Origin of the sequence: Wenyingzhuangia aestuarii, from assembly GCF_011927765.1 — a bacterium.
Taxonomy (GTDB): Bacteria; Bacteroidota; Bacteroidia; order Flavobacteriales; family Flavobacteriaceae; genus Wenyingzhuangia; species Wenyingzhuangia aestuarii.
On the sequence record NZ_JAATJG010000006.1, the window covers coordinates 110,615 to 135,053 of the forward strand.

Genomic DNA, 24,439 nt, shown 5'->3' on the forward strand with positions numbered 1-24,439 from the left:
TATCTTCTGTTATTTTTGAATTTTGGTAATGTTGATAGGAAGGGCAATATTTCCATTGGTGTTTTTATCGTACACAGCTACATAAATCATGATAGGCTGACCTTTTTCATTGGTCAATACAAACGGACGTTCTACTCGTTTAGGTTTCCATATAGTACCGTCTGACAATTTAAACTCTTTTTTCATAAACACACTTCTTTCATCTGGCTCCCAATCATAACCATTTTTGGAGCTAAACAAAGCTAAATCGTTTTTACCCATAACATGACAAACCATAAAATGCTTGTTTAACGTTTGGTCAAACCACATGGTTGCATCTTCTGTTTGAGCTTTTGCATATACAGGTTTTTCCTTAAAAGTAAAAGGACCGTCTGCATGCTTTGCACTACCTACTAATTGAATTCTAAAAGGTTTTTCATGTGCTAAATCATCCCCTTTCATAATCATTAAATACTCATTGTTATTATAGATTACAGCTGGGTTTACTGCTATTTTTTTAAACTTCACATTGTCTGGAGCTACTACAGGTTCTTTAGCTTTTACAAAAGGTCCCGAAGGATTATCTGCAATAGCAACTCCAATTCTTTGACGATCTCTTATCGCCATTCTATTGGCATCAAACCATTCTGTATTTACTTGATCTATGGTTGTTTTTGTGGCTTTTAAAAGATTGTGAATGTCATTAGCTATATAGTACAAACTAATTTTTCCTTGAGCTACTACAGCATATGGATTGTGTGAATTGTTAAGATCCCATCCTCCAGTTTTATGATCTTTTAAAACTACGTTTACAAACTTAAATGGACCTTGAGGATTTTTAGAAACTCCATGAGCAATTTCACAATTGGTCATCCATCCTTTGTGTTCGTATTCTTTTTTCCATCTGGCATAATAGGCATGATATTCTCCATTCCATTTTACTACAGAGGTTCCCCAAACATAGTAGCCTGGTTCTACTAAAATTTGTTCTTTTTTATCGTGATTAAAAAAATCATCAACCATGGCAGGTGATAATTCTCCAAAACTTAAATCTTGATAATTTTTATAAGTGGGTGCTTCTGAGGTTTCCTTATTCTTACAAGAAATCACTAAAAACAGAAGACTAATCGTAAGAAATAAATTTGAAATTTTCATATAAAATAATTTGCGCTATTGTAATGTTTTAAAAAACAAACATAAGGCTATCTACATTATAGGTATGAAACATATGGTTAAAATAACGATAGAATTAGTCTTCTAATATCTCTAATTGGTATATAATATGTTGCTCTGTTACTATATAGGGTTTCTGTTCCATTATTGTTGCATATACAGCATTAAACACTTCCATATAATTTCCTTTTTTTGATGGAACTTTTATCACCGTTTTTACATTATTCTCGTCCATAGTGGTTAACACTCCTTCTTGATTTTCTTTTTCGTTTCCGTAATTAGCATCTTCCACTCCTATTCCTTCCAACAACTGAGCTTCTTGTTGATCTGTTCTATATTTCACATAGGATCCTTTAGTCCCGTGAATTACATAAGCAGCTTGCTCATTAGCGACCAACAAACTAGTCGTTACAAAAACTTGTAATGCTTTTGGATAGGTTAAATGCACATGCATAAAATCGTTTACTTTAGTATTGGGTCTATACATTCCTAGTGTTTTATTCCATGACAGAGGCTGACCAAATAGAGCTATAACTTCATCTAACAAATGAGGACCCAAATCATAAGATAGTCCACTACCTTCACCCGGAATTTCTTTAGCTTTTGGACCTATTTCGTGCTTATATCTATCAAATCTAAAATGTGCTTCTACAATAGATCCTAACTTTCCTGATTTTACCACATCTACTACCGACATATAATCACTATCAAAACGTCTATTTTGATAGGCTAACAAACAACAATTATGCGCTTTAGCCAGAGCAAATAATTCTTTAGCCTGTGCACTTGTTGCTGTAAAAGCTTTTTCTACCAACACGTGTTTTTTATGTTGCAACGCTTTTAAAGCAAACTCATAATGAGTACCCGTTGGGGTGTTTACTATAATTAAATCTATACTTTTATCTAGTAGAATAGCATCAACACTAGCATAACTATTAATATGTGGATATATTTTATGAGCCTCTTGCTTGCTACGTTCTACCACAGCAGTCAGTTCAAAACCACTATGTGCTGTTAAAAAAGGTGCATGAAATACTTTACCAGACATTCCAAAAGACAACAACCCTGTTCTTATTATATTTGACATTTTTTGTTTTTAAAAATTCTTAGACACCTACTAATTTATCACTATTCTAAAAGAAAACCTTTGGTAAAGAATTAAAAAATGAATTCTTCTCTGTAGCAATTTTATGCTTTACTCAAAATATTAAATGATATATTTGAATGATAAAATTTTAGCCATTGATTTCTTTTTTAATAAAAAATATATTTAAAGGTTTTTTAAGTCTATTTGGAGTAGCTACGCTACTGTTTTTCTTATTCAATTTACTAGGAGATCCTTCTAGGATGCTGTTAGACCAAAGAGAAGATCAAGAACAATTAGAAAATATAAAAATTAAATACGGTTTAAATCTCCCTATTCACGAAAGATATTTTCAATATTTAAACGATATTTCTCCGTTATCTGTTCACAGCAACAACAAGAATAATTATTCTTATTTATCCCCTAAAAAAAGTAAACTTACTTGGTTACAAACAGAGAATTACAACTTTGTACTTAAATTCCCAAACCTTAGAAATTCTTTTCAGAAAAATGACAAAGAAGTGAGTAGTATTCTAGCAGAAACACTACCCAACACCTTATTACTAGCTGTAGCTGCTATTAGTATTGCTTTGGTAATTGGTTTAATTTTAGGGATTATTTCTGCTTTAAAAATCAATAGTTTTTTAGACAAATGTATTATGGTAATTAGTACTTTAGGAATGAGTTTACCTTCTTTCTTTTCGGCCATAATTTTTGCTTGGCTCTTTGGTTTTGTACTGCATAAATACACAGGCTTAGGAATGACAGGAAATATTATAGAGGTAGATGATTTTGGAGAAGGAACCAAAATAGTATGGAAAAATGCCATTCTCCCTAGTTTGGTATTAGGAATTAGACCTTTGGCTGTAATTGTACAATTAACAAGAAACTCTTTGTTAGATGTTTTAAGTAAAGACTATATAAGAACAGCAAAATCTAAAGGATTATCTACCTATGCCATTATAAAAAAACACGCTTTAAAAAATGCTTTAAACCCTGTTATTACCACCTTATCAGGTTGGTTTGCATCGTTACTAGCAGGAGCTGTTTTTGTAGAATATATTTTTAATTGGAACGGTTTAGGAAAAGAAATTGTAAACGCATTAAATTCTTCCGACTTACCTGTTATATCAGGAAGTATTCTAACCATTGCTGCTTTTTTTATCCTCTTAAATATTTTAGTGGATATTTCTTACAGCATATTAGACCCAAGTGTTGAATTAAAATAATAATGATGAAAAAACTTTTTTTTGTATTTCTAAGTCTATTTCTTTTAAACTGCAAACCACCCAACAATACTCAATTTAGCAAAGAAGTATTGCAAGCTCCTATTCTTACAAATGATGGAAATCTTGTTACGTTTCAAGATTTAGTAACATCTTACAAAGGAAAAACTGTACTTATTGATGTTTGGGCTAGTTGGTGTGGAGACTGTATAAAAGGCTTACCAAAACTAAAAACTATTCAGCAAAAGCACCCTAAAATTAGCTATGTATTTATATCTTTGGACCGCAATCAGAGGGCTTGGCAAAATGGTATCAAACGTTATCGTATAAAAGGAGATCATTACTATGTAGAAGGCGGTTGGAAAAGTATATTTGCAGAGAACATTCATCTAGATTGGATTCCAAGATACATTCTTATCAATCCAAACGGTAAAGTTGTTGTTTACAGAGCCATTGAAGCCGATGATTCTGATATTATAGAAATTTTAGAAAATCAAAAATAATAAACATAATGAGAAGTAAAATTGTAGCAGGTAACTGGAAAATGAACAAAAACGTTGCCGAATCTAAAGCGTTAGCAGAAGAATTAGTAAGTGAATTAAAAGGTGTTTCTTTAGAAAATACTAGAGTAATTGTAGCACCTACATTTGTAAACTTAACTACTGTACTAGCTGCAACTGAAGGTTCTGCTGTAGAAGTTGCTGCTCAAAACATGAATCAAAATGCTAGTGGAGCATACACAGGAGAAATTTCTGCTGCTATGTTAACAGGAGCTGGAATTAAATCTGTCATCTTAGGTCACTCTGAAAGACGTGAATACTTTGGTGAAGACGAAGCTTTATTAGCTCAAAAAACAGATGCTGCTTTGGCAAATGGATTAGAAGTAATTTACTGTTTTGGTGAAGTTAAAGAAGAAAGAGAATCTAATACTCAAGAAGAAGTTGTTGCTAAACAAATTTCTGGAGCATTATTTCATTTAGATGCTGCTGCATGGTCTAACATTGTATTGGCTTACGAACCAGTATGGGCTATTGGAACAGGATTAACTGCATCTGCAGATCAAGCACAAGAAATGCACGCTTTTATCCGTGGATTTGTTGCTGATAAATACGGAGCGGAAGTTGCTGACAACGTATCTATTTTATACGGAGGATCTTGTAAGCCTGCGAATGCTGAAGAAATTTTCTCTAAAGCTGATGTAGATGGTGGATTAATTGGTGGAGCTGCTTTAGCTGCTGCTGATTTTGCTGCAATTATTAAGGCAATCTAAGAAAATAACAAAATGTTTTTAAAATAGCTAAAAGCTTTTGCTTTTAGCTATTTTTGTATCCAGAAATATCAGATATAATGAATTACACAGGTTACACTTTTACCATTACTCCATTACAACCCGCTACCGAAATTTTAATTGCCGAATTAGGGGAATTAGGTTTTGAAAGTTTTCAAGAAACAGAAACAGGTTTAGAAGCATACATTCAGACACAAGACTGGAACGAAGATATTTTAGATGATGTTTTTGCGCTTTCATCTCCGGAATTTACTATTTCTTATACTTTTTCAGAAATTGAACAAGTAAACTGGAATGCAGAATGGGAAAAGAATTTTGAACCCATACAAGTAGATGATAAAGTAAGTGTAATTGCTCCTTTTCACAAAAAATCTGGATTAGAGTACGAAATTATTATTGAACCCAAAATGAGTTTTGGTACAGGACACCACGAAACTACTCACTTAATGATTAAACACTTGTTAGAATTAGATTTAACAAACAAGAGTGTGTTAGATATGGGAACTGGAACTGGAATTTTAGCCATTTTTGCAGAAATGAAAGGTGCGCAACCTATTGATGCTATTGATATAGACGAATGGTGTTTTATCAATACCGAAGAAAACATAGAAAAAAACAACTGCAAGCACATTACTGCTTACCAGGGAGATGCATCTATGTTGGTTTCTCAAAAGTACGATGTAATTATTGCTAACATCAATAGAAACATTTTACTAAACGATATGGACATTTATAACAAATGTTTAAATAAAGGTGGTAAATTGTTATTGAGTGGGTTTTACACACAAGACATTCCTTTTTTAGAAGAACGAACTAAAGACTTAGGATTAACAATTCAAAAAACTTATACTAGAAATAACTGGGTAGGTTTACAATTAGATAAATAATTCTTATTTTTGCATTGATTATGAGTACAATAGAAAAAACTTCCGAAAGTATTGAAGTCCTTGAGAAATTACTAAAGGACTACGAAATTATTGTTTACAATGATGATGTAAACACATTTGACTTTGTTATAGACAGCCTAATAGACGTTTGTGAGCACGAACCCGTACAAGCAGAGCAATGCACCATGCTAATTCATTACAAAGGTAAATGCGCTGTTAAAACAGGTAGCTACGATGATTTAAAACCCCGTTGTTCAAAATTATTAGAACTAGGTTTATCTGCAGAAATTCAATAACCACATGGAACAATTTTTAAACTATTATAGTTTTAGTGATTTTATAAAAGATGAATCGTCTTTTTTTGATACAATAGCGTACTCTTGGATTAAGGAAGATTTATATATAATTCTAGAAAAAAAAGAAGACAACTATCACGTTCACTTTGCAAGCTATCCTATTAGACAAGATATAGGAACTAAAAAGCCAGATGCTATAAATACGTTGATCGAAAATTTTAAATTGGACAACAACGATCATCGTAAAGTGATTCAACAATATTTAGATTACAATTAATAAAAAAAAGGAACTTAAAAATTTAAGTTCCTTTTTTTATGAATTAACGATATAATCTATAGTTATTTTAACGCTAAAGCTTTGGTAATTCCATATTCCAAACCTCTTAACTCTGCTAGTCCTCTTAAACGACCAATACCAGAATATCCAGGGTTTGTTTTTTTATGTAAATCATCTAACATTTGGTGACCATGATCTGGACGTACAGGAATAAGGGCATCTTTTCTACCTTCTGCTAGTCTTCTTTTTTCTTCATGTACAACAGCAGTAATTACATCAAACATATCTACATCACCTTCTAAATGATTGGCTTCGTAAAAGTTTCCTTCTGCATCTCTTTGTGTACTTCTTAAATGTAAAAAGTGAACTCTGTCTGCAAAACGTTTAAATATTTGAGTTAAATTATTATCATCTCTTACCCCTAAAGATCCAGTACAAAAAGTAATTCCGTTAGCTATATTGGGTACTTGTTCAAACAAATAAGCGTAATCCTCTTCGGTACTCACCACTCTTGGCAATCCTAAAATAGCGTATGGAGGATCATCTGGATGAATACACATCATCACTTGATTTTGTGAGGCTATTGGAATAATTTCTTTTAAGAAAGCTACTAAATTCTCTCTCAACTGTTGTGCATCAATATCTTTATAAGTATCTAAAATAGTTTGAAATTGATTTAAGGTATACCCCTCTTCTGCACCTGGCAAACCTGCAATAATATTGTTAATTAACTTTTGTTTTTGTTCCTCTGTTAATCCATCAACATATACTTTGGCTTTCTTTTGTTGCTCTGGTGTATAGTCTTTTTCTGCTCCGGGTCTTTTTAATAAAAACAGTTCAAAAGCAGCAAAAGCAATTACATCAAAACGCAATGCTTTGGAACCATCGGCAACTTCAAAGTCTAAATCGGTACGTGTCCAATCTAACACTGGCATAAAATTATAACACACGATATTAATACCACAACTAGCTAAATTTTGAATACTCTGTTTGTAGTTTTCTATATAAGTTTTAAAATCTCCAGAACGTGTTTTTATATTTTCGTGTACAGGAATACTTTCTACTACAGACCAAGTAAGTCCCGTAGTTTCTATAATTTCTTTTCTTTTTAAGATTTCTTCTACAGTCCACACTTGACCGTTTGGAATATGATGTAAAGCCGAAACAATTCCTGTTGCTCCTGCTTGTTTTATATCTGATAATTGTACAGGATCCTTAGGTCCATACCATCTCCATGTTTGCTCCATTTTATTCTATTCTAAATTGTTACTATTCAGCTTGCTCTTTATTAAACTCCACTAAATGCACTAAATCCACCATCAATAGGAACAACAATTCCTGTTACAAATTTTGAGGCATCAGAACACAAATAATGAATAGCTCCATTTAATTCCTCTGCTTCACCAAAACGTTTCATTGGTGTATTTTCAATAATTGTGTTTCCTCTATCGGTATAAGAACCATCTTCATTGGTTAACAAAGCTCTGTTTTGATTTCCGATAAAAAATCCTGGTGCTATTGCATTTACTCTTAAACCTTCTCCAAATTTAGTAGCCAATTCTACAGACATCCATTTAGTAAAGTTATCAATTGCAGCTTTAGATGCAGAATACCCAACAACTCTAGTAATTGCACTTTGTGCAGTCATAGAAGAAATATTTATAATAGCTCCTTTTTTAGCATCGGCCATTGCTTTACCAAATATAATTGAAGGTAAAACACTTCCAAATAAATTTAAATCTACTACTTTTTTAAAGTGATCAATATTTACATCAAATATGGTTTGATCTGGTCCAATAGTAGCTCCAGGCATGTTACCTCCAGCAGCATTAATTAGCACCTCAATTTTTCCGTATTTTGCTATAATTTGGTCAGAAATACCTTGTAAGCTTTCTTCTTCCATTACGTTACAAACAAAACCATCTACTTTAGCGCTTACTTTTTTAAGTCTAGTAATTGCAGCATCTACAATTTCTTGCTTGTAATCTAAAATTACTACTACAGCTCCATTGCTTAATAAATAATCTGCCATTTGACCTCCTAATACACCACCACCTCCTGTGATTAATATTACTTTATTTTCAACATCAAATAAATTCATTTATATTATATTTAAATAGTTACACTTTATTTCACAACATTCGTGTGCGTACACAAAAATAGTAGTTTAGGTTGATAATAGCTTAAAAACTATTACTATTTTTTAAAATAAAATAGTTGATATTTAATTACAGAAAACAAGTAGCTACAATTCTATAATGGAAAACAGGATAAACACTAAATTAGTATTGATAAGTTTGAAAAGTGTTTAACTTAGTATAACCAGAGCAATCCTAAAGAAAATTACAATGATTTTCTTTGGATAAAATGGAAGGGGTTTTTAATTTTCTCTACTTGTTTATTTAGAATTAACTCTGCAACACTCCTACCTAAAACATCAAAATCTGTTGAAACTACAGAAATCCCTAATAATTCTTTTAACGGAGTATCGTTATAAGATATGACTCCTACATTTTCACCTAAAACTAATTTCTTAGCTCTGATTCTATTAATTAAAGAGACCAAATCTGTTTCTTCAATAGTTAAAAATAAATCTCCTTTCTTAATAATTAAATCCTCAAGCATATAGTCTAGAACTTCAAAATCTAGATTCTTTTCTACACAAAACTTTTTAAAACCATGTAAAATCCTTCTAGGATAAGGGCTTTGAGAGGTTTGAGGATAGAACAGAATAAACTTATTGTATTTTTCTATTTCAGAAAAGGCATCCCCTAAAGCATGGTAAATATCATTTTCAAAATCTTGATATACCGATGTATACTTTATTCCTAAATCCAAAAGATTATCTAAAATAACTAGTTTATTTTCTGGTATTTCTTTTATCTGCTTTAGAACACGATCAGGAGCACTAATATGTTTTAAATCTTCTGTTTTAAAATGTGGCATAATTACATAGTAATCATAAGCCCCTATATATTTGTCCAATAAATTAGAAAAAAGATACTCATCACAATAATAGATATGTAAATCTACATGTGTATTTGGTCCCATGGTTTCTATAAATTTCTTATAAATTTTCATTTTATAAGAACTCATTTTATTCACTAAGAATAAAATATTTAGTTTAGAAATTAGTTCTGTTCTTGTAATATAATTCCCCTTACCCCTTATAGAAGTAATAATTTTTCTTTCTTTTAAAATATTATATGCCTTGCCTACTGTATCTCTTGAAAGATAAAACTCTTCGCTAAAATTATTTATTGATGGAATTTTTTGATTTACTTTTAAATTACCCGAAGCTATATTGGCTACAATAGAATCTACAATCTGTTTGTATTTAGGTATTCTAGAGTCTTCATCAATTTTTATCAAACTATATATATCCATCTCTTAAACATAATTAGTTTAAAAAAACTAAGTGAAATCATTATAACAACGCAATATACTTTTAATTTATCAAAAGCAAGTTAAAATAGAGCTTATGATTCTAACAAAACATAGACATTTATTGAGCTAGTACGTACATAACACTACAGGATACTTAAAGATAATTGATACTTTATTTTTGTTAAAAACCATTTTATAATTTTCTTATGAATACATTGACAAAAAAATTTAATCACGTTGACTACCTATGGGACGAAGCAAAAGCATCTTCGTTTGGGGATAATCAAGTAGAATTATTCTTATACCGATCTAACATTTTAGGTGCGGACTTAAGAATTACAAATTACGGTGGTGGAAACACTAGCTGTAAAACCATTGAAACAGATCCTTTAACCAACGAAGAAGTTGAAGTAATGTGGGTAAAAGGTTCTGGAGGAGATATTGGAACGTTAAACAGATCCGGTATTGCTGGTTTGTACACTAAAAGATTAAGAGATTTAAAAAATGTATATGGTGGAATGGACGATGAAGATCGTATGGTAGGTTTGTTTGACCACTGTATTTACGATTTAGACAGTAAAGCTCCATCTATTGATACTCCTTTGCACGGATTGTTACCTTTTGCTCATATAGATCACTTACACCCTGATGCTTTAATTGCTGTTGCTGCTGCTAAAGACGGTGAACAAGTAACCAAAGAAATTTGGGGAGACACTATGGGATGGGTGCCTTGGCAACGTCCTGGTTTTGATTTAGGATTGCAATTAGAACAATGTTTGGCTGACAACCCTGGTATTAGAGGAATTGTTTTAGGTTCTCACGGATTATTTACTTGGGGGGATACTTCTTACGAATGTTATGTAAATAGTTTAGAAGTAATTGAAATGGCTTCTGAATATATTGAGAAAAAAATAGCTGAAAATGGAAGCGTTTTTGGAGGACAAAAAATTGAAAGCTTAGCCAAAGAAGAGCGTGTAGAAAAAGCAGCTCAAATCATGCCTTTGTTAAGAGGTTTGTGTTCTTCTGAAAACAGAATGATTGGTCACTTTTCGGATAGCGATGTGGTGATGGAGTTTATCAATAGTCATGATTTAGAAAGATTAGCTCCTATGGGAACTTCTTGTCCAGATCATTTCTTAAGAACTAAAATTCAACCTTTGGTTTTAACCTTAGACAAAAACGAAGATTTATCTGATACCGAAGCTATTTTAAAGAAATTAGAACCTGCGTTTGAAGCTTATAGAGCAGAATATACAGCTTATTACAATACTTGTAAAAAAGACAATAGCCCTGCTATTCGTGATGCAAACCCTGTTATTATTATTTATCCTGGAGTAGGTATGTTTAGTTTTGCTAAAAACAAACAAACCACTCGTGTTGCTAATGAATTTTATGTAAATGCTATTAACGTAATGCGTGGTGCCGAAGCTATTACTGAGTATACCTCTTTACCAAGACAAGAAGCTTTTGATATTGAGTACTGGTTGTTAGAAGAAGCTAAACTACAACGTATGCCAAAAGAACAACCTTTATCTCGTAAAGTTGCTTTGGTAACTGGAGCTGGTGGTGGAATTGGGAAAGCCATTGCTGATAAATTAGCTGCTGAAGGAGCTAATATTGTTCTAACAGACATCAACGAACAAAGTTTAATTGAAGCCAATGCTACTTATAAAAGAGATGTTTCTACCTATGCGATTTGTGATGTTACCCATACAGATTCTATCGCTTCTGCCTACAAAAAAGCTTGTGTAGAGTTTGGAGGGGTTGATATTATTGTACATAGTGCGGGATTGGCTATTTCTAAAGCTTTAGAAGACACTACCGATAAAGATTGGAATATTTTACAAAGCATTCTCGTAAAAGGTCAGTTTGATTTAGCTAAACAATTCTCTGCAATTACTCGTAAGCAAGGTTTGGGAGGAGACTTTATTGCTATTGCCAGTAAAAATGGTTTAGTTGCAGGACCTAACAATGTTGCTTATGGTACCGCTAAGGCTGCTCAACAACACATGGCTCGTTTATTAGCAGCTGAATTGGCTAAAGATAAAGTACGTGTTAACACCGTAAATCCTGATGGAGTTATTGTGGGTAGTAAAATTTGGGAAGGTGCTTGGGCTGAAGGTAGAGCCAAAGCTAACGGAATTACTATTGAAGAATTGCCTGCTTTTTACGCAAAAAGAAATTTATTAAACGAAATTATTACCCCTGCTGATATTGCTAATGGAGTTTTCTCTTTTGTAGGAATTCTAAACAAGTCTACAGGAAACATCATTAATGTAGATGGTGGTATGGCAAATGCTTTTGTTAGATAAGCATCTCATTTATTACTAAAACTCCTATAAAGGTTTATCCATTAGGGGAGTTTTTTATAAAAACAGCTAAAAAAGAGGAACTTAACCAATTAAGCTCCTCTTTTTTTCATTTAGAACTTCTTTATTAACAAGAAAAATAATTAGATTTTAAGCATAAAAAAAGCTCATAATAAATTAATATTATGAGCTTTTGTTGTGACTCCGGGAGGATTCAAACCTCCAACCTCTTGAGCCGTAATCAAGTGCACTATTCAGTTATGCTACGGAGCCTATTTCGGGTGCAAATATAGCGCTTTATTACAATGTCACAAAATATTTTACACTTTTTTAAAGAGAATTTTTTGTGACATAATATCTCCACCCAATCAGCAACATTTTAAACTTACCTGTCTTACTCAAATCCAATTCTTTACGCGACAAACATGGAAAGATTATTTTATTAATCTTAGCTAAAATTCTAAAAATTCTTTTTTTCATCATCCTATTATTAAGCCTATATTCGCATTAAATTTAAGAAAAATGAATTTATTCTATATAATCGCAGGTTTAGTGGTCTTAATTTTTGGTGGAGACTGGCTTTTAAAAGCATCTGTTAACATTTCTATGAGGTTAAAAATTTCTAGAATTGTGATTGGTATGACTGTGGTTTCTTTTGCTACATCTGCCCCAGAATTAATTGTAAGTATCAAATCTGCCTTAGATGGTTTTCCAGATTTAGCTTTGGGAAACGTAATTGGTTCCAACATAGCTAATATAGCCTTTGTTTTAGGGATTACCGTTTGTTTTGGATCCATTGCTGTTGGTAAATCTTTTTATACCACAGATTGGCCTGTAATGATGCTTGCTTCTCTTCTACTCTATGCTTTTATAGGTTTTGATTATGTGATCACAAGAGTTGAAGGAATTATTTTAGTATCGTTATTAATTCTTTTCTTAGTTTACTTATTGCGTTCCAAAAACAATCAACTAGAAAACTTAGATGATTTAGATCTAGATGATGAAATAATCCCCCTAAACAAAACTCTAATCTTTTTAGTTCTTGGAGGTGTTGGACTTTGGGGAGGGTCTGAACTTTTGATAAAAGGAGCTGTGGGATTGGCTGAACAAATAGGAATTAGTGAACGAATTATTGGAGTTACCATTGTTTCTATGGGAACAAGTGTTCCAGAATTGGCAGCATCTATTATAGCGGTTATTAAAAAAGAAAAAGCCATTTCTTTAGGGAACTTAATTGGTTCTAACATCTTTAATATTTTAGCTGTTTTAGGAATTACCTCTATTATTACTCCTATTAAAGTGGGAGATTTACAAATAGTAACCAACGATATCTATTGGATGTTGGGAATTTCTTTTAGTATATTCCCATTGTGTTTTATACCTACTAAACTTAAATTTGGACTTAAAGAAGGATTACTTCTTTTAACAACTTACAGCTTGTTTATTTACTTTACCGTTTTTAAATAATGACAAATTTCATATTCTTTCCATAAGATTGATTGTATTTTTACCGTATGAAAAGAGATATTCAAAACAGAGAAGATATTTATAAATTGGTTTGTACTTTTTATGACAACATAAGAGTAGATGATTTATTAGGACCTATTTTTAATCACATGATTAAAGATGAAGAATGGCCCGTTCATTTAGACAAACTAACAGATTTTTGGGAAACCAACTTGTTTGGAATTCCAAAATTTAAAGGAAGTCCTACGCAAAAACACATACAAACCGATGCTGCTTTTGATCATGCAATCAACCAAGTTCACTTTGATCAATGGTTAGCTATTTGGGGAAAAACAATCCATAGTATGTTTGAAGGAGACTTAGCAACTAGAGCACAAATGGCAGCTCATAATATTGCTCAAATACAAAATATGGTCATTAGAAGACAAAAACCTAAAAACAAAAAAGAGTAGCCAGGGCTACTCTTTTTTTATATCTCTTACCAATCTATAGGTCGGTAATCTTTTAAGAATTTACCACACCAATGTTTTCCAGTTTTAATACCATCAAACAAAGGATCTATAACTCTAGCAGCACCATCAACAATATCTAAAGGAGGTTGAAAATCGTGTAATTCTACTTTCTTTTTAGACAATTCAACAGGATCTTCATCTGTAACCCAACCTGTATCTACAGCATTCATATAAATACCGTGTTTTGCCAAAGTAGATGCCGATGTATGAGTTAACATATTTAAAGCCGCTTTCGCCATGTTGGTATGTGGATGTCTATCTTCTTTTTTAAAGCGATAGAATTTTCCTTCCATGGCAGATACGTTGATAATATGCTTTTTTCCTGTATTCTCTTTTTTCATCAATTCAGCCAAACGGTTGATCAATACAAAAGGAGCTACAGAGTTTACCAACTGTACCTCTACCATTTCGGTAGTTTCTATCTCCCCAATCTTTAATCTCCAACTGTTGGTTTTACGCAAATCTACTTGTTGTAAATCTGCATCTAATTCTCCTTCTGGAAAAACTTCGCTTGTAGTTAAAGAATTGTCAAAACTATAAGGAATTTGAGATAATTTAGCCGAAGCTCTTAACCCAACTCCAGGTTGTTCTCCATGCCAAGTTACAGGAGCATTATTTTTAGTAGCCACTACACTTCCACTAAACTGTTTTAATTCTTCTAAACAGCTGTAATGATCACTTAACAATTCTTGTGCATTTACAGGCAAAGCAGACAATGGTTTTTCTTCATTCTCCATTAAATGCGTGTAAAAACCAGCGGGTCTACGCACCGTTTGCGCAGCATTGTTGATTAATATATCTAATCGATCGTATTTTTGTTCTATATAATTACAGAAAATTTCAACACTTGGAATGTGTCTTAAATCTAATCCGTGAATTTTTAAACGATGTCCCCATTCCTGAAAATCGGGTTCTTTAGCAAACCTAAGAGCTGAATCTGCTGGAAAACGAGTGGTTGCAATTACTGTAGCTCCCGATCGTAACATCATTAACGTAATATGATATCCAATTTTTAAACGAGACCCTGTCATAATAGCCACCTGTCCCGTTAAATCTGCTTCCTGAAAACGTTTGGCATAATTAAAGTCTCCACATTCTGTACACATACTGTCATAAAAATGATGCAATTTGGTATACAATGCTTTACATACGTAACAATTTCTAGGAGATTCTAGTTCAGGAATGTCATCCTTTTTCACTTCTGTAAAAGTCAACATTTTGGGAGCTTCAAAAACAGCAGCTTCCCTAGCAGAACGTATTCCTGTTTCTTTACGAGCATGTTTTTCACGTTCGCGTTGCTTACGTTTGGCTGCTTTTTTAGCATTCTTTCTACGTTTATCTTGCTCGTCTTTGGTAGGTCTACTTAGCAACCCTGCTACCTTCATTAAAGCAACACGTTGCTCCTCGGGCATTTCAAAAAGTTGATTGGTATCTTTTAATAAAGATTCTAGCGTATGTATACACTGCGTTACCTCTTGAGGTTGTACGGTGTTTTGTTTTGCTTCTTCTGACATATATCTCTTAAAAATCAAGGGCAAATATACGATATAAAAATAGCTTCTATACTATACCGCTTTAGATTCGCATACTATATAAAAAAGCGATTGAAAAAGAGTTAAAATCTTAGTACAACGAAATTTTTAAGGAGTAAAACCTAATAGATTGTAAATATTCATTACTACTAAAGTTAACCAATACGCACTTCTTTATGGTCCTCGAGTAGCCTGCATTTACGCTCAACAAAAATTACTCAAATCACGGTCATCGAGCAACCTGTACTGAGTTACTATCTAAGTAGAGTCGAGATGTAAAGGTTTAAGTTTAACGAAAAAAATTCCTCTTTAAACAAGTTCTCGAATCATGGTCATCGAGCGGAGTCGAGATGTAGAAGTTTAATTTTAATAACTAGTTGTTGTTTTTAGACAGTACAATGTAAAAGCATTCTTATTTAAAGAAGATGTTTAGTTCTCGACTCCGCTCGAACACCCTGTTACTCTGCTCAGTACAGGCTACTCGAACACCCTGCATTTACGCTCAACAAAAATTACTCGAATCACGGTCATCGAGCGAAGTCGAGATGTAGAAGTTTACTGGAGTAAAACATTTCTATTTAAATAAGTATTATAGTTCTCGACTCTACTTCGGCTCAGCTCAGTACAGGCTGCTCGAACACCATGTACCCCTAGCTTTTACAAAGATGTGGATATATCTGTTGAGAAGACAACACAAATAAAGGAATTCCTATTCATCATGATTAGAATTCGTTCTTGTGTATAGACCTAAATATTGTGTCTCATATTTCCTTTTTCTATTACAAAAGTTACTTTCCCAAAAAACTGCTAGTGCAATTTTAAAAAGCTACGTTGCTTATCCTGAAAAGCAACATTTCTCTTTACCAAAAGGTGCTGTGCTCTTACTTAAAAGGAACGGTTCTCTTTACAAAAAGCTCTATTCCTTTTTTAGGAACTCTATATAGAGTGCATTTTAAAAACAGGCATTGAGCAACTTGTACTGTGTTACTATTGAAGTAGATTCGAGATGTGTAAAGTTTAAGTGTAATGAAAAATATTCCTCTTTAAACAAATACAACAAGTTCTCGAATCACGGTCATCGAGCAGCTTGTACTGAGTTACTATCGAAGTAGAGTCGAGATGTAGAAGTTTAATTTTAGTAACTAGTTGTTGTTTTTAGACAGTACAATGTAAAAGCATTCTTCTTTAAACAAGTATTATAGTTCTCGACTCTACTTCGGCTCAGCTCAGTACAGGCTGCTCGAACACTCTGTATTTACGCTCAACAAAAATTACTCGAATCACGGTCATCCAACAGCAGTACTCAGTTACTATCAAAGTAGCGTTGAGATGTAAACTTTACTAATTTTAACGACTCAGTAGTAAAATAAAAATCATGGAGAATACCAATTATAATTGTGACATAGAAACAGGAGTTTGTTCACCAAACACATCTGAACAAACAGCCATAGAAATTCAAGAAAAAGAAAATCATCAGAAACTAAAAATTACTTATTACTACGATGCTTTATGTGGATGGTGTTATGGATTTACCGATGCTTTTAAAGAATTTAAAGAAGCCCATAAAGAAGATATTGATTTTGAAGTAGTAAGTGGTGGTTTATTTTTAGGAGCACGTGTAGGAAAAATTAATGATGTAGCTCCCTACATAAAGCAAGGTGCTTACAAAAGTGTAGAACAAACAACAGGAGTTCTTTTTGGAAAACCTTTTTTAGACAAGGTATTAGGTGAGGGAAATATATTACTAGACTCCTTACCTCCTGCCATTGCTCTTAGTGTAATTAAAGAGCATCATCCTGAAAAGTCCGTTGAATTTGCAGAATTACTTCTACTTGCAGGATTTAAAGAGGGTATTGATCTTACTAATTTTAAAGAATATGAGCCTTACGTTGCCAAAATTGGTTTTGATGTTGCTTTATTCAACACATTAGTTACTCAAGAAGCTGCTAAAAATGCTGCTTTAAAAGACTTTGCTTCTTTTGCAGAAAAACAATTAGGAGGTATGCCTACTCTGTTAATTGAACACAAAAATAAAAAAGGGGTTTTAAGCAACGGATATACAAACTACAATGAATTAGAAAAACGTTTAGAGTACTTTATAAATCAACAATAAAACTACTTAAAAACATAAAAAAGCTCTTTACCATTATAGTAAAGAGCTTTTAACAAACACTAATTATAATTTAAAACTTATAATTCACTTTGGCAAATATACCTCTTGGTAAAATTGGCACTACTATAAAATTTTGATCAGGGTTATTTGCTACATAATCTGGAGTTGCTTGGTTGGCATTTCCTCCAAAACTATTTGGACCAAAGAAATTAGCCAATCCTTCAGAATTAAATAAGTTGGTTACGTTTACACTCAACTCTAAATTTTTAGTAAAACTGTATCCTGCACCTGCATCAAAAGTAACATAGCTTGGTAATACAAAACCATTCGCTATGTTTCCATATCTTTTTCCCATATACTGTGTATCAAAAAAAGCATAAAAACGTTCTCTTAAATAGGTGGTTTTAAAGTTAAACATCAAGTTAGGATTGAACGGTAATTTTTGATTGTTAAAACTTACAATACTATCATCAGAATCATCTACGGTTCCAGCAGCATCATATACGGTCCAATCTTTAGATCTTGCTTTCTGAAGCACTCCATTTAAATTAAATCTTAAAAAATCAAAAGGTTGATACATACTTTCTACCTCCATTCCTAAGGTACGAGAATTGTTGTACTGTGTAGGAGTGTAAAAAATAGTATTGGTAGCGTCATCAAACTCAAAATTAGTTGTTCCTATATTGCTTAAAACACTAATAAAGTTAGTGGCAGAAATATAGAAATTCTCTTTGCTATATTTTACTCCCAATTCGTATTGGTGAATATTTTGAACCTCTCCTTTTTTAGGAATTGGCACATTGGTAAAATTGTTAAAATAATAATCAAACTCTGGGGCTTTGTTTCCTTTAGAGTAACGACCAAACAATACTAAATTGCTCTTTATTTTGTAATTTAATCCTACAGAATAAGACAGATAATTGTAGTTAAAGTCAAATGCATCTACAGTTCCATTAGGTCTTGACAAACCATTGTCATAATCCGTTTGTGTGTTACCATCAAACCCTCCAGTTTGTGAAAAAGGTTCCGATCTAAATTTATCTCCTTTGTGATATATGTTTTCAAACCTAAGTCCTGCATCTAACTGAAACTGCTCATTAATCTCCCATAAATCGTTTACAAACCATGCTGTTTGTAATAAAGTTGCATTGGCTTTTTCAAAAAACAAACCTCCATAATTACTCATTCCATTTTCATCGGATAAAGCTACTACAGGACTCCCTGGATTTTCTAAAGTCACTACCATATTTCTAGGGTTGTTCTCGTAAGTAGCAAACACAAAACTACTTTGGGTGTAGTGATTGGTGTTAGCATATCCAAAATCTAATCCCGTATTAAAATTATGGTTTTCCCATTTTTTATTGACCACAAATTTATCCATTACTTCCGTAGCTTTGGTGTCTTTATACCATCCTGCAGTACCCAAAATAGCATCGTTAGGTAAACTACCACTAATATAAGTACTGTTCCCTCCTGCTAAGATTGCGCTATTATCAACCTGAGCTAATTGATTTCCTGTTTTGGCATCTTTAAAAACTACTTTTCCTACAGGAAAACCAGCACCCGTAATAAAATAAGCCAAAGGATTGTTTATGCTTACAAAGGCATTGCTAATAGCGGTTTGCCAATTGGCACTTTTATGAGAAAGTTTAATGTTGTTTTTTACGGTCCAATCATCCCCTATGTTTTGAGAAAAGTCAAAACCTCCTACAATATCTTTAGCCAACACTCCTTGCGATGGATTGAACGAATTATAATTTGTTCCTGTAGCATTGCTACCATCCGGAATACTTGCATTAAAAGAAGGCAATAATTGCGAGGTTGTATTAAAATCTTGTCCGTAAACCGCTGTAGGATTGTCCCAGTTTTTAGCTGTAACTCCATTCCATCTATTGGTTTTATCATTTAAATATTTAGCATAGAACTTAAAATAACCTCTATCATTCTTATTAATTACATTCATTTTTACTTGACCTCCTTTACTAAAAGTAAAGTCAACATTTCTAGCACCGTCATCTTGCCTAAAATGACCTCCAATATTGTAAAACCAATTGTTTCCTAAATCTCCATTTAATGCTAATTCTACTTTGTTGTAAGCATTATGATCACCCTGTACTCCACTCGTTACTTGTGCTTGACCGCCAAAAGATTCCGTTTTGTTTAGAGAGATAAAATTGTAAATACCTCCTGGAGCATTCATTGCTGTAATAGCTGCAGATCCTCCTCTAATTGCTTCTACTCTTTCTGTAGAAATATCATTTCTATAAAATAAATCAGGACTAAAATAAGAGTGTTGCATTAAACTTACTGGCAATCCATCTTCTTGTAAAGAAGTGTAATACCAACCTAAATCGTCTTCTGCAGAAGCAGATACTCCTCTAGAATATACTTTGGTAAATACTTCACCTGCCGAAGCATCGGTAAAAGTTCCTGGCACATTTCGTAACAAATCTGCTGTACCTCTAGGCAGCAATTTAGAAAGTTGATTGTTATTTAATACACTTACCGATGTTGAAGATTCTATTTGTTTTCTAGAATCAAACGTACCTGTTACCACCACGGTGTTTAAATTCTCGTAGGTTTCCATCAATCTAAAATTTAAAACATTTAGATTCTTAAGAATTTTAATTTGTTTGGTTTGAGATTGATATCCTAAAGAAGAAACAGAAACTGAATAGGTTTGATGTTCTACATTTTCAAGTAGATAAGCTCCATCATCACTAGTTAAAACACTTGTATTCAAACCCTTTACCTCTACAATTGCCGAGGCTATGGGTTGGTTATTTTTATCCATCACTTTTCCTTTGATGATACTTTGAGAAAAAGCAGAATTGACTATTAAAAACAATAACAATAACGGGGTTCTATTAATTATAGTTTTATTCATAAATATTTAAATATTGAGTTATATATTTGCTAATTATTAAATTGAATGGATAAAAATATCAATAATACACAATGAATCTGTTTATTATTCACCATTGAAAAATAATAAACAAAACTATCGAAACAATCAATAGAAATGAAATTAAAGACTTCTAAGAAAAATACTTTTATCAACAGTTTCCTGTTTTTAATTTTTATTGCATTTGCTGTATTGCAATTAAACGACCCCGATCCTCTTATTTGGTTTACTATATATCTAATAATTAGTCTTATTTGCTTGTTGGTGAATTTTATACATATTAGTAACAAATTAATTTTAGGGTATACCTTTCTTTTAGTTCTTTATGCAAGTACTCACTTTAGCTACCTTTTAGATTGGTTAGAAACAAGTCAAAAGGATGAAATTTTTGGTAAAATGGTTTACGAAAAACCGTATCTTGAAGGCTCTAGAGAATTTATTGGATTGGCTATGGGAATTGCAGGTTTACTGTTTACTGCAACCACAAACAAAAAATAATTCTATTGAATGAAAACAACTGTTATGAAAGACATACAACACATAGAACCTTTTCAAGCTGCAGAGGGTATTGTATATCATGCAGATACTTGTTTGCCATTAACAGATGCCTATCAACGAAAAAAAGTAAAACTTAAATCTTTAGCTAGACACTCCTATCCTGGAGAGCGATTGGACGAAAACACCATTGGCTTAAACAGTATTGGTTATTGGGATGCCAACACTCCACAAGATTGGGGCTTAGATTGGCATAGAAATGAAGGTATTGAATTTCATTTTTTAGAATCGGGTTCTATGCCCTATGCCCAAGAAAATAAAGAAGTAATTTTAGAACCTAACCACTTAACCATTACCAGACCTTGGGAAGCTCATAAAGTTGGAAATCCAAATATTGGAATTGGTAAGTTTTATTGGATTATTATAGATTTAGGAGTTAGAAGACCCCATCAACCTTGGATTTGGCCAGATTGGATTAACATAACTCCACAGGATTTAGAAAAATTAACCACTATGCTTAGGCATAATGAAAAATCTATTATCAAAACCAATCATCATTATAAAGACTGTTTTCAGCAAATTGGTAAAGCTATTCATGAAGATGTTCATAACAACAATGCTTCTAAAATAAGAGTTTTAATCAATCAACTTTTATTACTTCTTTTAGATAGTTTGCGCGAAGAAAAAATTGTTTTAAATGAGGCTTTAACAGACAGTTCTAGAAGTGTTAAGTTTTTTCTAAAAGAATTAGACAATAATATTTCTGAGAATTGGACCATTCAATCTATGGCAGATTCAGCCGGTGTTGGATTGACTAGATTCACCCATCATTGCAAACAAATTACCAACTTAACCCCTATGCAATATTTAGCTTACAAACGCATAGAAAAATCTAAGGAGTTATTGTTACAAAACATGAATTTATCTGTAAGCGAAATTGCTTACATGTGTGGATTTACAACAAGTCAATATTTTGCTACCGTTTTTAAAAAACACGAAAACTGTACTCCAAACGAATATCGTTTAAACTCTGAAGCATAAGTATATTTTTTTTCAGTGAAAGATTATATACAAACATCCCCTTGTAATTATATATATTTATCAATCAGAAACCATTTTTTATAAAAGAATAACAAATTTAACCGTTGTTCTATAGAAAATCCTCTGATTTTTAACTACTAATTTAATAATTACGCGTAATGGAAAACATTAACAAAAGTAGGTTGTTTTTAGCAAGTGCCTTGGCATTAATTACTACAGCAATGACCTTTGCTATTAGAGCAAGACTAGAAACGGTGTTTGGACCTGAAGGTATAGGTCTTACTTTGGAACAAATTGGATATGCCTTTACTCCTGCTTTTTTTGGATTTACATTGGCCATGATTTTTGGAGGACCTTTAGTTGATTTGTTAGGAATTAAAAAAATTACATGGATGGCATTTGCAACGCATGCCATTGGAATTGTGTGGACTCTTTTTGCAAGTTCTATGACTTCATTATTTCTAGCTACACTATTTATTGGAATTGGAAATGGTTTGGTAGAAGCTGCCTTAAACCCTTTAATAGCTTCTATGTATTCTGATCAAAAAACAAAAATGTTAAACAGGTTTCACGTATGGTTTCCTGGTGGAATTGTAATTGGGTCTATTGCAGGTTGGTTTATTATGGATGTTCTTGGCTTAGATTGGCAAATTATGGTAGCTACTTTATTTATTCCTTTAGTGATGTATGGAATCCTATTTTTTGGACAAGAATTTCCTGTTACAGAACGTGTAAAGCTAGGAATTAGTAACAAACAAATGATGGGGAGTGTTACCCAACCACTTTTTATATTTATGGTGCTATGTATGTTTTTAACCGCTGCATCAGAACTAGGTACTACACAAAGAATTGAATCTTTATTAAAAACATCTGTGGCTTCTCCACTTTTAGTTTTGGCCTTTATTAATGGAATTATGGCATTGGGTAGACTGTCTGCAGGACAAGTAGTACACAAATTAAAACCTGCTGGAATGTTGTTGTATTCTGCCATATTTACCTTAGCAGGTCTTTGGTTATTAACCATTACAAGTGGTGGAATGACCTTTGTAGCTGCAGCTGTATTTGCTGTTGGTGTTACCTTCTTTTGGCCAACCATGTTAGGTTTTGTTGCTGAATATTTACCAGAAACAGGAGCTTTAGGCTTGTCTATTATGGGAGGTGCAGGAATGTTTTCTGTATCTTTAGTACTACCTATTATGGGAAAACTAATGGACAATGCCAATGCTACAGAAGCTCTAAGAACCATGTCTATTTTACCTGCAATTTTAATTGTAGCCTTTATAGGATTAAATATTTATATGAAAAAAAGAAATAAAGCATAAGCATGAATAGAAAATTAAGAATGGGAATGATTGGTGGAGGAACCGGATCCTTTATTGGAGACGTACACAGAAAAGCTTCCTCTATTGATGGAATGATTGAATTGGTTTGTGGGGCTTTTAGCAGCACTGCAGAAAAATCAATACAATCTGGAAAAGATTTGTTTTTAGCAGAAAACAGATGTTATGGAAGTTATGAAGAAATGATTCTAAAGGAAAAAGAACTTCCCAAAGAAGAACGTATGGATTTTGTAGCCATTGTAACTCCTAACCACATGCACTTTCCTCCTGCTAAAATGGCTTTGGAAAACGGATTTCATGTGGTTTGCGACAAACCTATGACTTTAACACTAGAAGAAGCTATTGAATTAGAAGCCATTATTGAAAAATCAGGAAAACTATTTGCCTTAACCCATAATTATCCTGCAAATCCCATGGTAAAACAAGCAAAAGCTTTGGTGGATCATGGAGATTTAGGAACCATTAGAAAAGTGCAAGTACAGTACCTACAAGGCTGGTTATCTACAGATTTAGAAACTACAGGACAAAAACAAGCGGCTTGGCGTGTAGATCCTAGTAAATCTGGAATTGGTGGTGCTTTAGGAGATATTGGTACACATGCCGAAAACTTGGTTGAGTATATTACTGGGTTAAAAATCACAGAAATTGCTGCGGATTTAGGTCGTTTTGGAAAAGGAAGAGTTTTAGATGATGATGGAAATTTATTACTACGATTAGAAAACGGAGCCAAAGGAACTATGTCTATCTCTCAAATAGCTTTGGGTGAAGAAAATAATTTAGCCATTAAAGTGTATGGAACCAAAGGAAGTATAGAATGGCATCAAGAAAACCCAAATGAATTGGTAACTCGTTGGTTAGATGAACCTTTAAAAATATACACTCCTAACGGAAATAAACTATATCCATCTGCTCAAATATCTAGAATTCCGGCAGGACATCCCGAAGGATATTTAGAAGCTTTTGCTACTGTGTACAAAAACTTTGCAACCCACCTAATTGCCAAATTAAAAGGAGAAACCATAGATCAACCCGATTATCCAACAGCCAAAGATGGGCTTAGAGGAATGAAATTTATTTATGCAGCCGTAGAAAGTGATAAAAACAACTCTATCTGGACAAAAATATAAG

General features: G+C 32.8%; 21 protein-coding genes and 1 tRNA gene. 14 read left to right on the plus strand and 8 right to left on the minus strand.

What is annotated here, in order from left to right:
• Positions 1 to 9 precede the first annotated feature (9 nt).
• Together GGR97_RS07490 and GGR97_RS07495 are read right to left on the minus strand one after the other, a co-directional pair.
• Positions 10 to 1,134: a glycoside hydrolase family protein gene (locus tag GGR97_RS07490; protein ID WP_167897903.1), complete on the minus strand. Its 1,125-nt coding sequence runs from the start codon at positions 1,132 to 1,134 to the stop codon at positions 10 to 12.
• A 94-nt stretch (positions 1,135 to 1,228) separates the two neighbouring features.
• Positions 1,229 to 2,239, minus strand: a complete 1,011-nt coding sequence (locus GGR97_RS07495; protein ID WP_167897904.1) for a Gfo/Idh/MocA family oxidoreductase — start codon at positions 2,237 to 2,239, stop codon at positions 1,229 to 1,231.
• 155 nt (positions 2,240 to 2,394) lie between these two features.
• On the opposite strand from GGR97_RS07495, the gene GGR97_RS07500 reads away from it, so the two are divergent.
• The 6 genes from GGR97_RS07500 (at position 2,395) to GGR97_RS07525 (ending at position 6,210) form a co-directional block, all read left to right on the plus strand.
• The gene (locus GGR97_RS07500; RefSeq protein WP_167897905.1) at positions 2,395 to 3,465 is read left to right on the plus strand and encodes an ABC transporter permease; all 1,071 of its coding nucleotides are present in this window, start codon (positions 2,395 to 2,397) and stop codon (positions 3,463 to 3,465) included.
• A 5-nt stretch (positions 3,466 to 3,470) separates the two neighbouring features.
• Positions 3,471 to 3,965, plus strand: coding sequence for a TlpA family protein disulfide reductase (locus GGR97_RS07505; RefSeq protein ID WP_167897906.1), 495 nt, complete (start codon positions 3,471 to 3,473; stop codon positions 3,963 to 3,965).
• 8 nt (positions 3,966 to 3,973) lie between these two features.
• A complete protein-coding gene (gene tpiA / locus GGR97_RS07510) occupies positions 3,974 to 4,732 on the plus strand; it encodes a triose-phosphate isomerase (RefSeq protein WP_167897907.1) in 759 nt (252 codons plus the stop codon).
• A gap of 77 nt (positions 4,733 to 4,809) precedes the next feature.
• Positions 4,810 to 5,637 carry a 50S ribosomal protein L11 methyltransferase gene (gene prmA, locus GGR97_RS07515; protein WP_167897908.1) on the plus strand — a complete coding sequence of 276 codons (828 nt, stop codon included), beginning with the start codon at positions 4,810 to 4,812 and terminating at the stop codon, positions 5,635 to 5,637.
• Positions 5,638 to 5,657: 20 nt separating this feature from the next.
• Complete coding sequence (locus tag GGR97_RS07520; RefSeq protein ID WP_167897909.1) at positions 5,658 to 5,933, plus strand: ATP-dependent Clp protease adaptor ClpS; 276 nt, start codon at positions 5,658 to 5,660, stop codon at positions 5,931 to 5,933.
• 4 nt (positions 5,934 to 5,937) lie between these two features.
• Positions 5,938 to 6,210: a hypothetical protein gene (locus GGR97_RS07525; protein WP_167897910.1), complete on the plus strand. Its 273-nt coding sequence runs from the start codon at positions 5,938 to 5,940 to the stop codon at positions 6,208 to 6,210.
• A 62-nt stretch (positions 6,211 to 6,272) separates the two neighbouring features.
• Here GGR97_RS07525 and uxuA read toward each other — a convergent pair whose 3' ends face one another.
• The 3 genes from uxuA to GGR97_RS07540 all read right to left on the minus strand — a co-directional run bounded on the left by uxuA (position 6,273) and on the right by GGR97_RS07540 (position 9,597).
• Positions 6,273 to 7,457, minus strand: a complete 1,185-nt coding sequence (uxuA, locus tag GGR97_RS07530) for a mannonate dehydratase (protein ID WP_167897911.1) — start codon at positions 7,455 to 7,457, stop codon at positions 6,273 to 6,275.
• A 41-nt stretch (positions 7,458 to 7,498) separates the two neighbouring features.
• Positions 7,499 to 8,311, minus strand: coding sequence for an SDR family oxidoreductase (locus tag GGR97_RS07535; RefSeq protein WP_167897912.1), 813 nt, complete (start codon positions 8,309 to 8,311; stop codon positions 7,499 to 7,501).
• Between the two features lie 242 nt (positions 8,312 to 8,553).
• Entirely contained in the window at positions 8,554 to 9,597 is a 1,044-nt protein-coding gene (locus GGR97_RS07540) for a GntR family transcriptional regulator (RefSeq protein WP_167897913.1), read from the minus strand.
• 206 nt (positions 9,598 to 9,803) lie between these two features.
• Between GGR97_RS07540 and GGR97_RS07545 the strand changes: the two genes are divergently transcribed.
• Positions 9,804 to 11,909: a bifunctional aldolase/short-chain dehydrogenase gene (locus tag GGR97_RS07545; protein WP_209272338.1), complete on the plus strand. Its 2,106-nt coding sequence runs from the start codon at positions 9,804 to 9,806 to the stop codon at positions 11,907 to 11,909.
• A gap of 196 nt (positions 11,910 to 12,105) precedes the next feature.
• On the opposite strand, the gene GGR97_RS07550 is transcribed toward GGR97_RS07545, so the two are convergent.
• Positions 12,106 to 12,179: transfer RNA gene (locus GGR97_RS07550), tRNA-Arg, on the minus strand.
• Positions 12,180 to 12,428: 249 nt separating this feature from the next.
• Here GGR97_RS07550 and GGR97_RS07555 point away from each other — a divergent pair.
• Positions 12,429 to 13,373 (plus strand): calcium/sodium antiporter, encoded by a 945-nt coding sequence (locus tag GGR97_RS07555; RefSeq protein WP_167897914.1) that lies wholly within the window; start codon positions 12,429 to 12,431, stop codon positions 13,371 to 13,373.
• A 47-nt stretch (positions 13,374 to 13,420) separates the two neighbouring features.
• Entirely contained in the window at positions 13,421 to 13,825 is a 405-nt protein-coding gene (locus tag GGR97_RS07560; protein WP_167897915.1) for a group III truncated hemoglobin, read from the plus strand.
• A gap of 26 nt (positions 13,826 to 13,851) precedes the next feature.
• Here GGR97_RS07560 and GGR97_RS07565 read toward each other — a convergent pair whose 3' ends face one another.
• Positions 13,852 to 15,399, minus strand: a complete 1,548-nt coding sequence (locus GGR97_RS07565; protein ID WP_167897916.1) for an SDR family NAD(P)-dependent oxidoreductase — start codon at positions 15,397 to 15,399, stop codon at positions 13,852 to 13,854.
• Positions 15,400 to 16,792: 1,393 nt separating this feature from the next.
• On the opposite strand from GGR97_RS07565, the gene GGR97_RS07570 reads away from it, so the two are divergent.
• On the plus strand, positions 16,793 to 17,530 hold the full coding sequence (locus tag GGR97_RS07570) for a DsbA family protein (protein WP_167897917.1): 738 nt from the start codon (positions 16,793 to 16,795) through the stop codon (positions 17,528 to 17,530).
• A gap of 70 nt (positions 17,531 to 17,600) precedes the next feature.
• Here the strand turns inward: GGR97_RS07570 and GGR97_RS07575 are convergent, their stop codons facing one another.
• A complete protein-coding gene (locus GGR97_RS07575; RefSeq protein WP_167897918.1) occupies positions 17,601 to 20,417 on the minus strand; it encodes a TonB-dependent receptor in 2,817 nt (938 codons plus the stop codon).
• Between the two features lie 135 nt (positions 20,418 to 20,552).
• Here GGR97_RS07575 and GGR97_RS07580 point away from each other — a divergent pair, with 135 nt between their 5' ends.
• From GGR97_RS07580 to GGR97_RS07595, 4 genes are all read left to right on the plus strand, one after another.
• The gene (locus GGR97_RS07580) at positions 20,553 to 20,933 is read left to right on the plus strand and encodes a transmembrane 220 family protein (RefSeq protein WP_167897919.1); all 381 of its coding nucleotides are present in this window, start codon (positions 20,553 to 20,555) and stop codon (positions 20,931 to 20,933) included.
• Between the two features lie 9 nt (positions 20,934 to 20,942).
• Complete coding sequence (locus tag GGR97_RS07585; protein ID WP_245229475.1) at positions 20,943 to 21,971, plus strand: helix-turn-helix transcriptional regulator; 1,029 nt, start codon at positions 20,943 to 20,945, stop codon at positions 21,969 to 21,971.
• Positions 21,972 to 22,129: 158 nt separating this feature from the next.
• Positions 22,130 to 23,293, plus strand: coding sequence for an MFS transporter (locus GGR97_RS07590; protein ID WP_167897920.1), 1,164 nt, complete (start codon positions 22,130 to 22,132; stop codon positions 23,291 to 23,293).
• A 2-nt stretch (positions 23,294 to 23,295) separates the two neighbouring features.
• Positions 23,296 to 24,438 carry a Gfo/Idh/MocA family protein gene (locus tag GGR97_RS07595; protein WP_167897921.1) on the plus strand — a complete coding sequence of 381 codons (1,143 nt, stop codon included), beginning with the start codon at positions 23,296 to 23,298 and terminating at the stop codon, positions 24,436 to 24,438.
• Position 24,439: the final 1 nt, after the last annotated feature.

Coding starts and splice junctions, on each gene's coding strand:
- GGR97_RS07490 (WP_167897903.1), bottom strand. CDS start 1,134: ATGAAAATTTCAAATTTATTTCTTACGATTAGTCTTCTGTTTTTAGTG.
- GGR97_RS07495 (WP_167897904.1), bottom strand. CDS start 2,239: ATGTCAAATATAATAAGAACAGGGTTGTTGTCTTTTGGAATGTCTGGT.
- GGR97_RS07505 (WP_167897906.1), top strand. CDS start 3,471: ATGAAAAAACTTTTTTTTGTATTTCTAAGTCTATTTCTTTTAAACTGC.
- tpiA (WP_167897907.1), top strand. CDS start 3,974: ATGAGAAGTAAAATTGTAGCAGGTAACTGGAAAATGAACAAAAACGTT.
- prmA (WP_167897908.1), top strand. CDS start 4,810: ATGAATTACACAGGTTACACTTTTACCATTACTCCATTACAACCCGCT.
- GGR97_RS07520 (WP_167897909.1), top strand. CDS start 5,658: ATGAGTACAATAGAAAAAACTTCCGAAAGTATTGAAGTCCTTGAGAAA.
- GGR97_RS07525 (WP_167897910.1), top strand. CDS start 5,938: ATGGAACAATTTTTAAACTATTATAGTTTTAGTGATTTTATAAAAGAT.
- uxuA (WP_167897911.1), bottom strand. CDS start 7,457: ATGGAGCAAACATGGAGATGGTATGGACCTAAGGATCCTGTACAATTA.
- GGR97_RS07535 (WP_167897912.1), bottom strand. CDS start 8,311: ATGAATTTATTTGATGTTGAAAATAAAGTAATATTAATCACAGGAGGT.
- GGR97_RS07540 (WP_167897913.1), bottom strand. CDS start 9,597: ATGGATATATATAGTTTGATAAAAATTGATGAAGACTCTAGAATACCT.
- GGR97_RS07545 (WP_209272338.1), top strand. CDS start 9,804: ATGAATACATTGACAAAAAAATTTAATCACGTTGACTACCTATGGGAC.
- GGR97_RS07555 (WP_167897914.1), top strand. CDS start 12,429: ATGAATTTATTCTATATAATCGCAGGTTTAGTGGTCTTAATTTTTGGT.
- GGR97_RS07560 (WP_167897915.1), top strand. CDS start 13,421: ATGAAAAGAGATATTCAAAACAGAGAAGATATTTATAAATTGGTTTGT.
- GGR97_RS07565 (WP_167897916.1), bottom strand. CDS start 15,399: ATGTCAGAAGAAGCAAAACAAAACACCGTACAACCTCAAGAGGTAACG.
- GGR97_RS07570 (WP_167897917.1), top strand. CDS start 16,793: ATGGAGAATACCAATTATAATTGTGACATAGAAACAGGAGTTTGTTCA.
- GGR97_RS07575 (WP_167897918.1), bottom strand. CDS start 20,417: ATGAATAAAACTATAATTAATAGAACCCCGTTATTGTTATTGTTTTTA.
- GGR97_RS07580 (WP_167897919.1), top strand. CDS start 20,553: ATGAAATTAAAGACTTCTAAGAAAAATACTTTTATCAACAGTTTCCTG.
- GGR97_RS07585 (WP_245229475.1), top strand. CDS start 20,943: ATGAAAACAACTGTTATGAAAGACATACAACACATAGAACCTTTTCAA.
- GGR97_RS07590 (WP_167897920.1), top strand. CDS start 22,130: ATGGAAAACATTAACAAAAGTAGGTTGTTTTTAGCAAGTGCCTTGGCA.
- GGR97_RS07595 (WP_167897921.1), top strand. CDS start 23,296: ATGAATAGAAAATTAAGAATGGGAATGATTGGTGGAGGAACCGGATCC.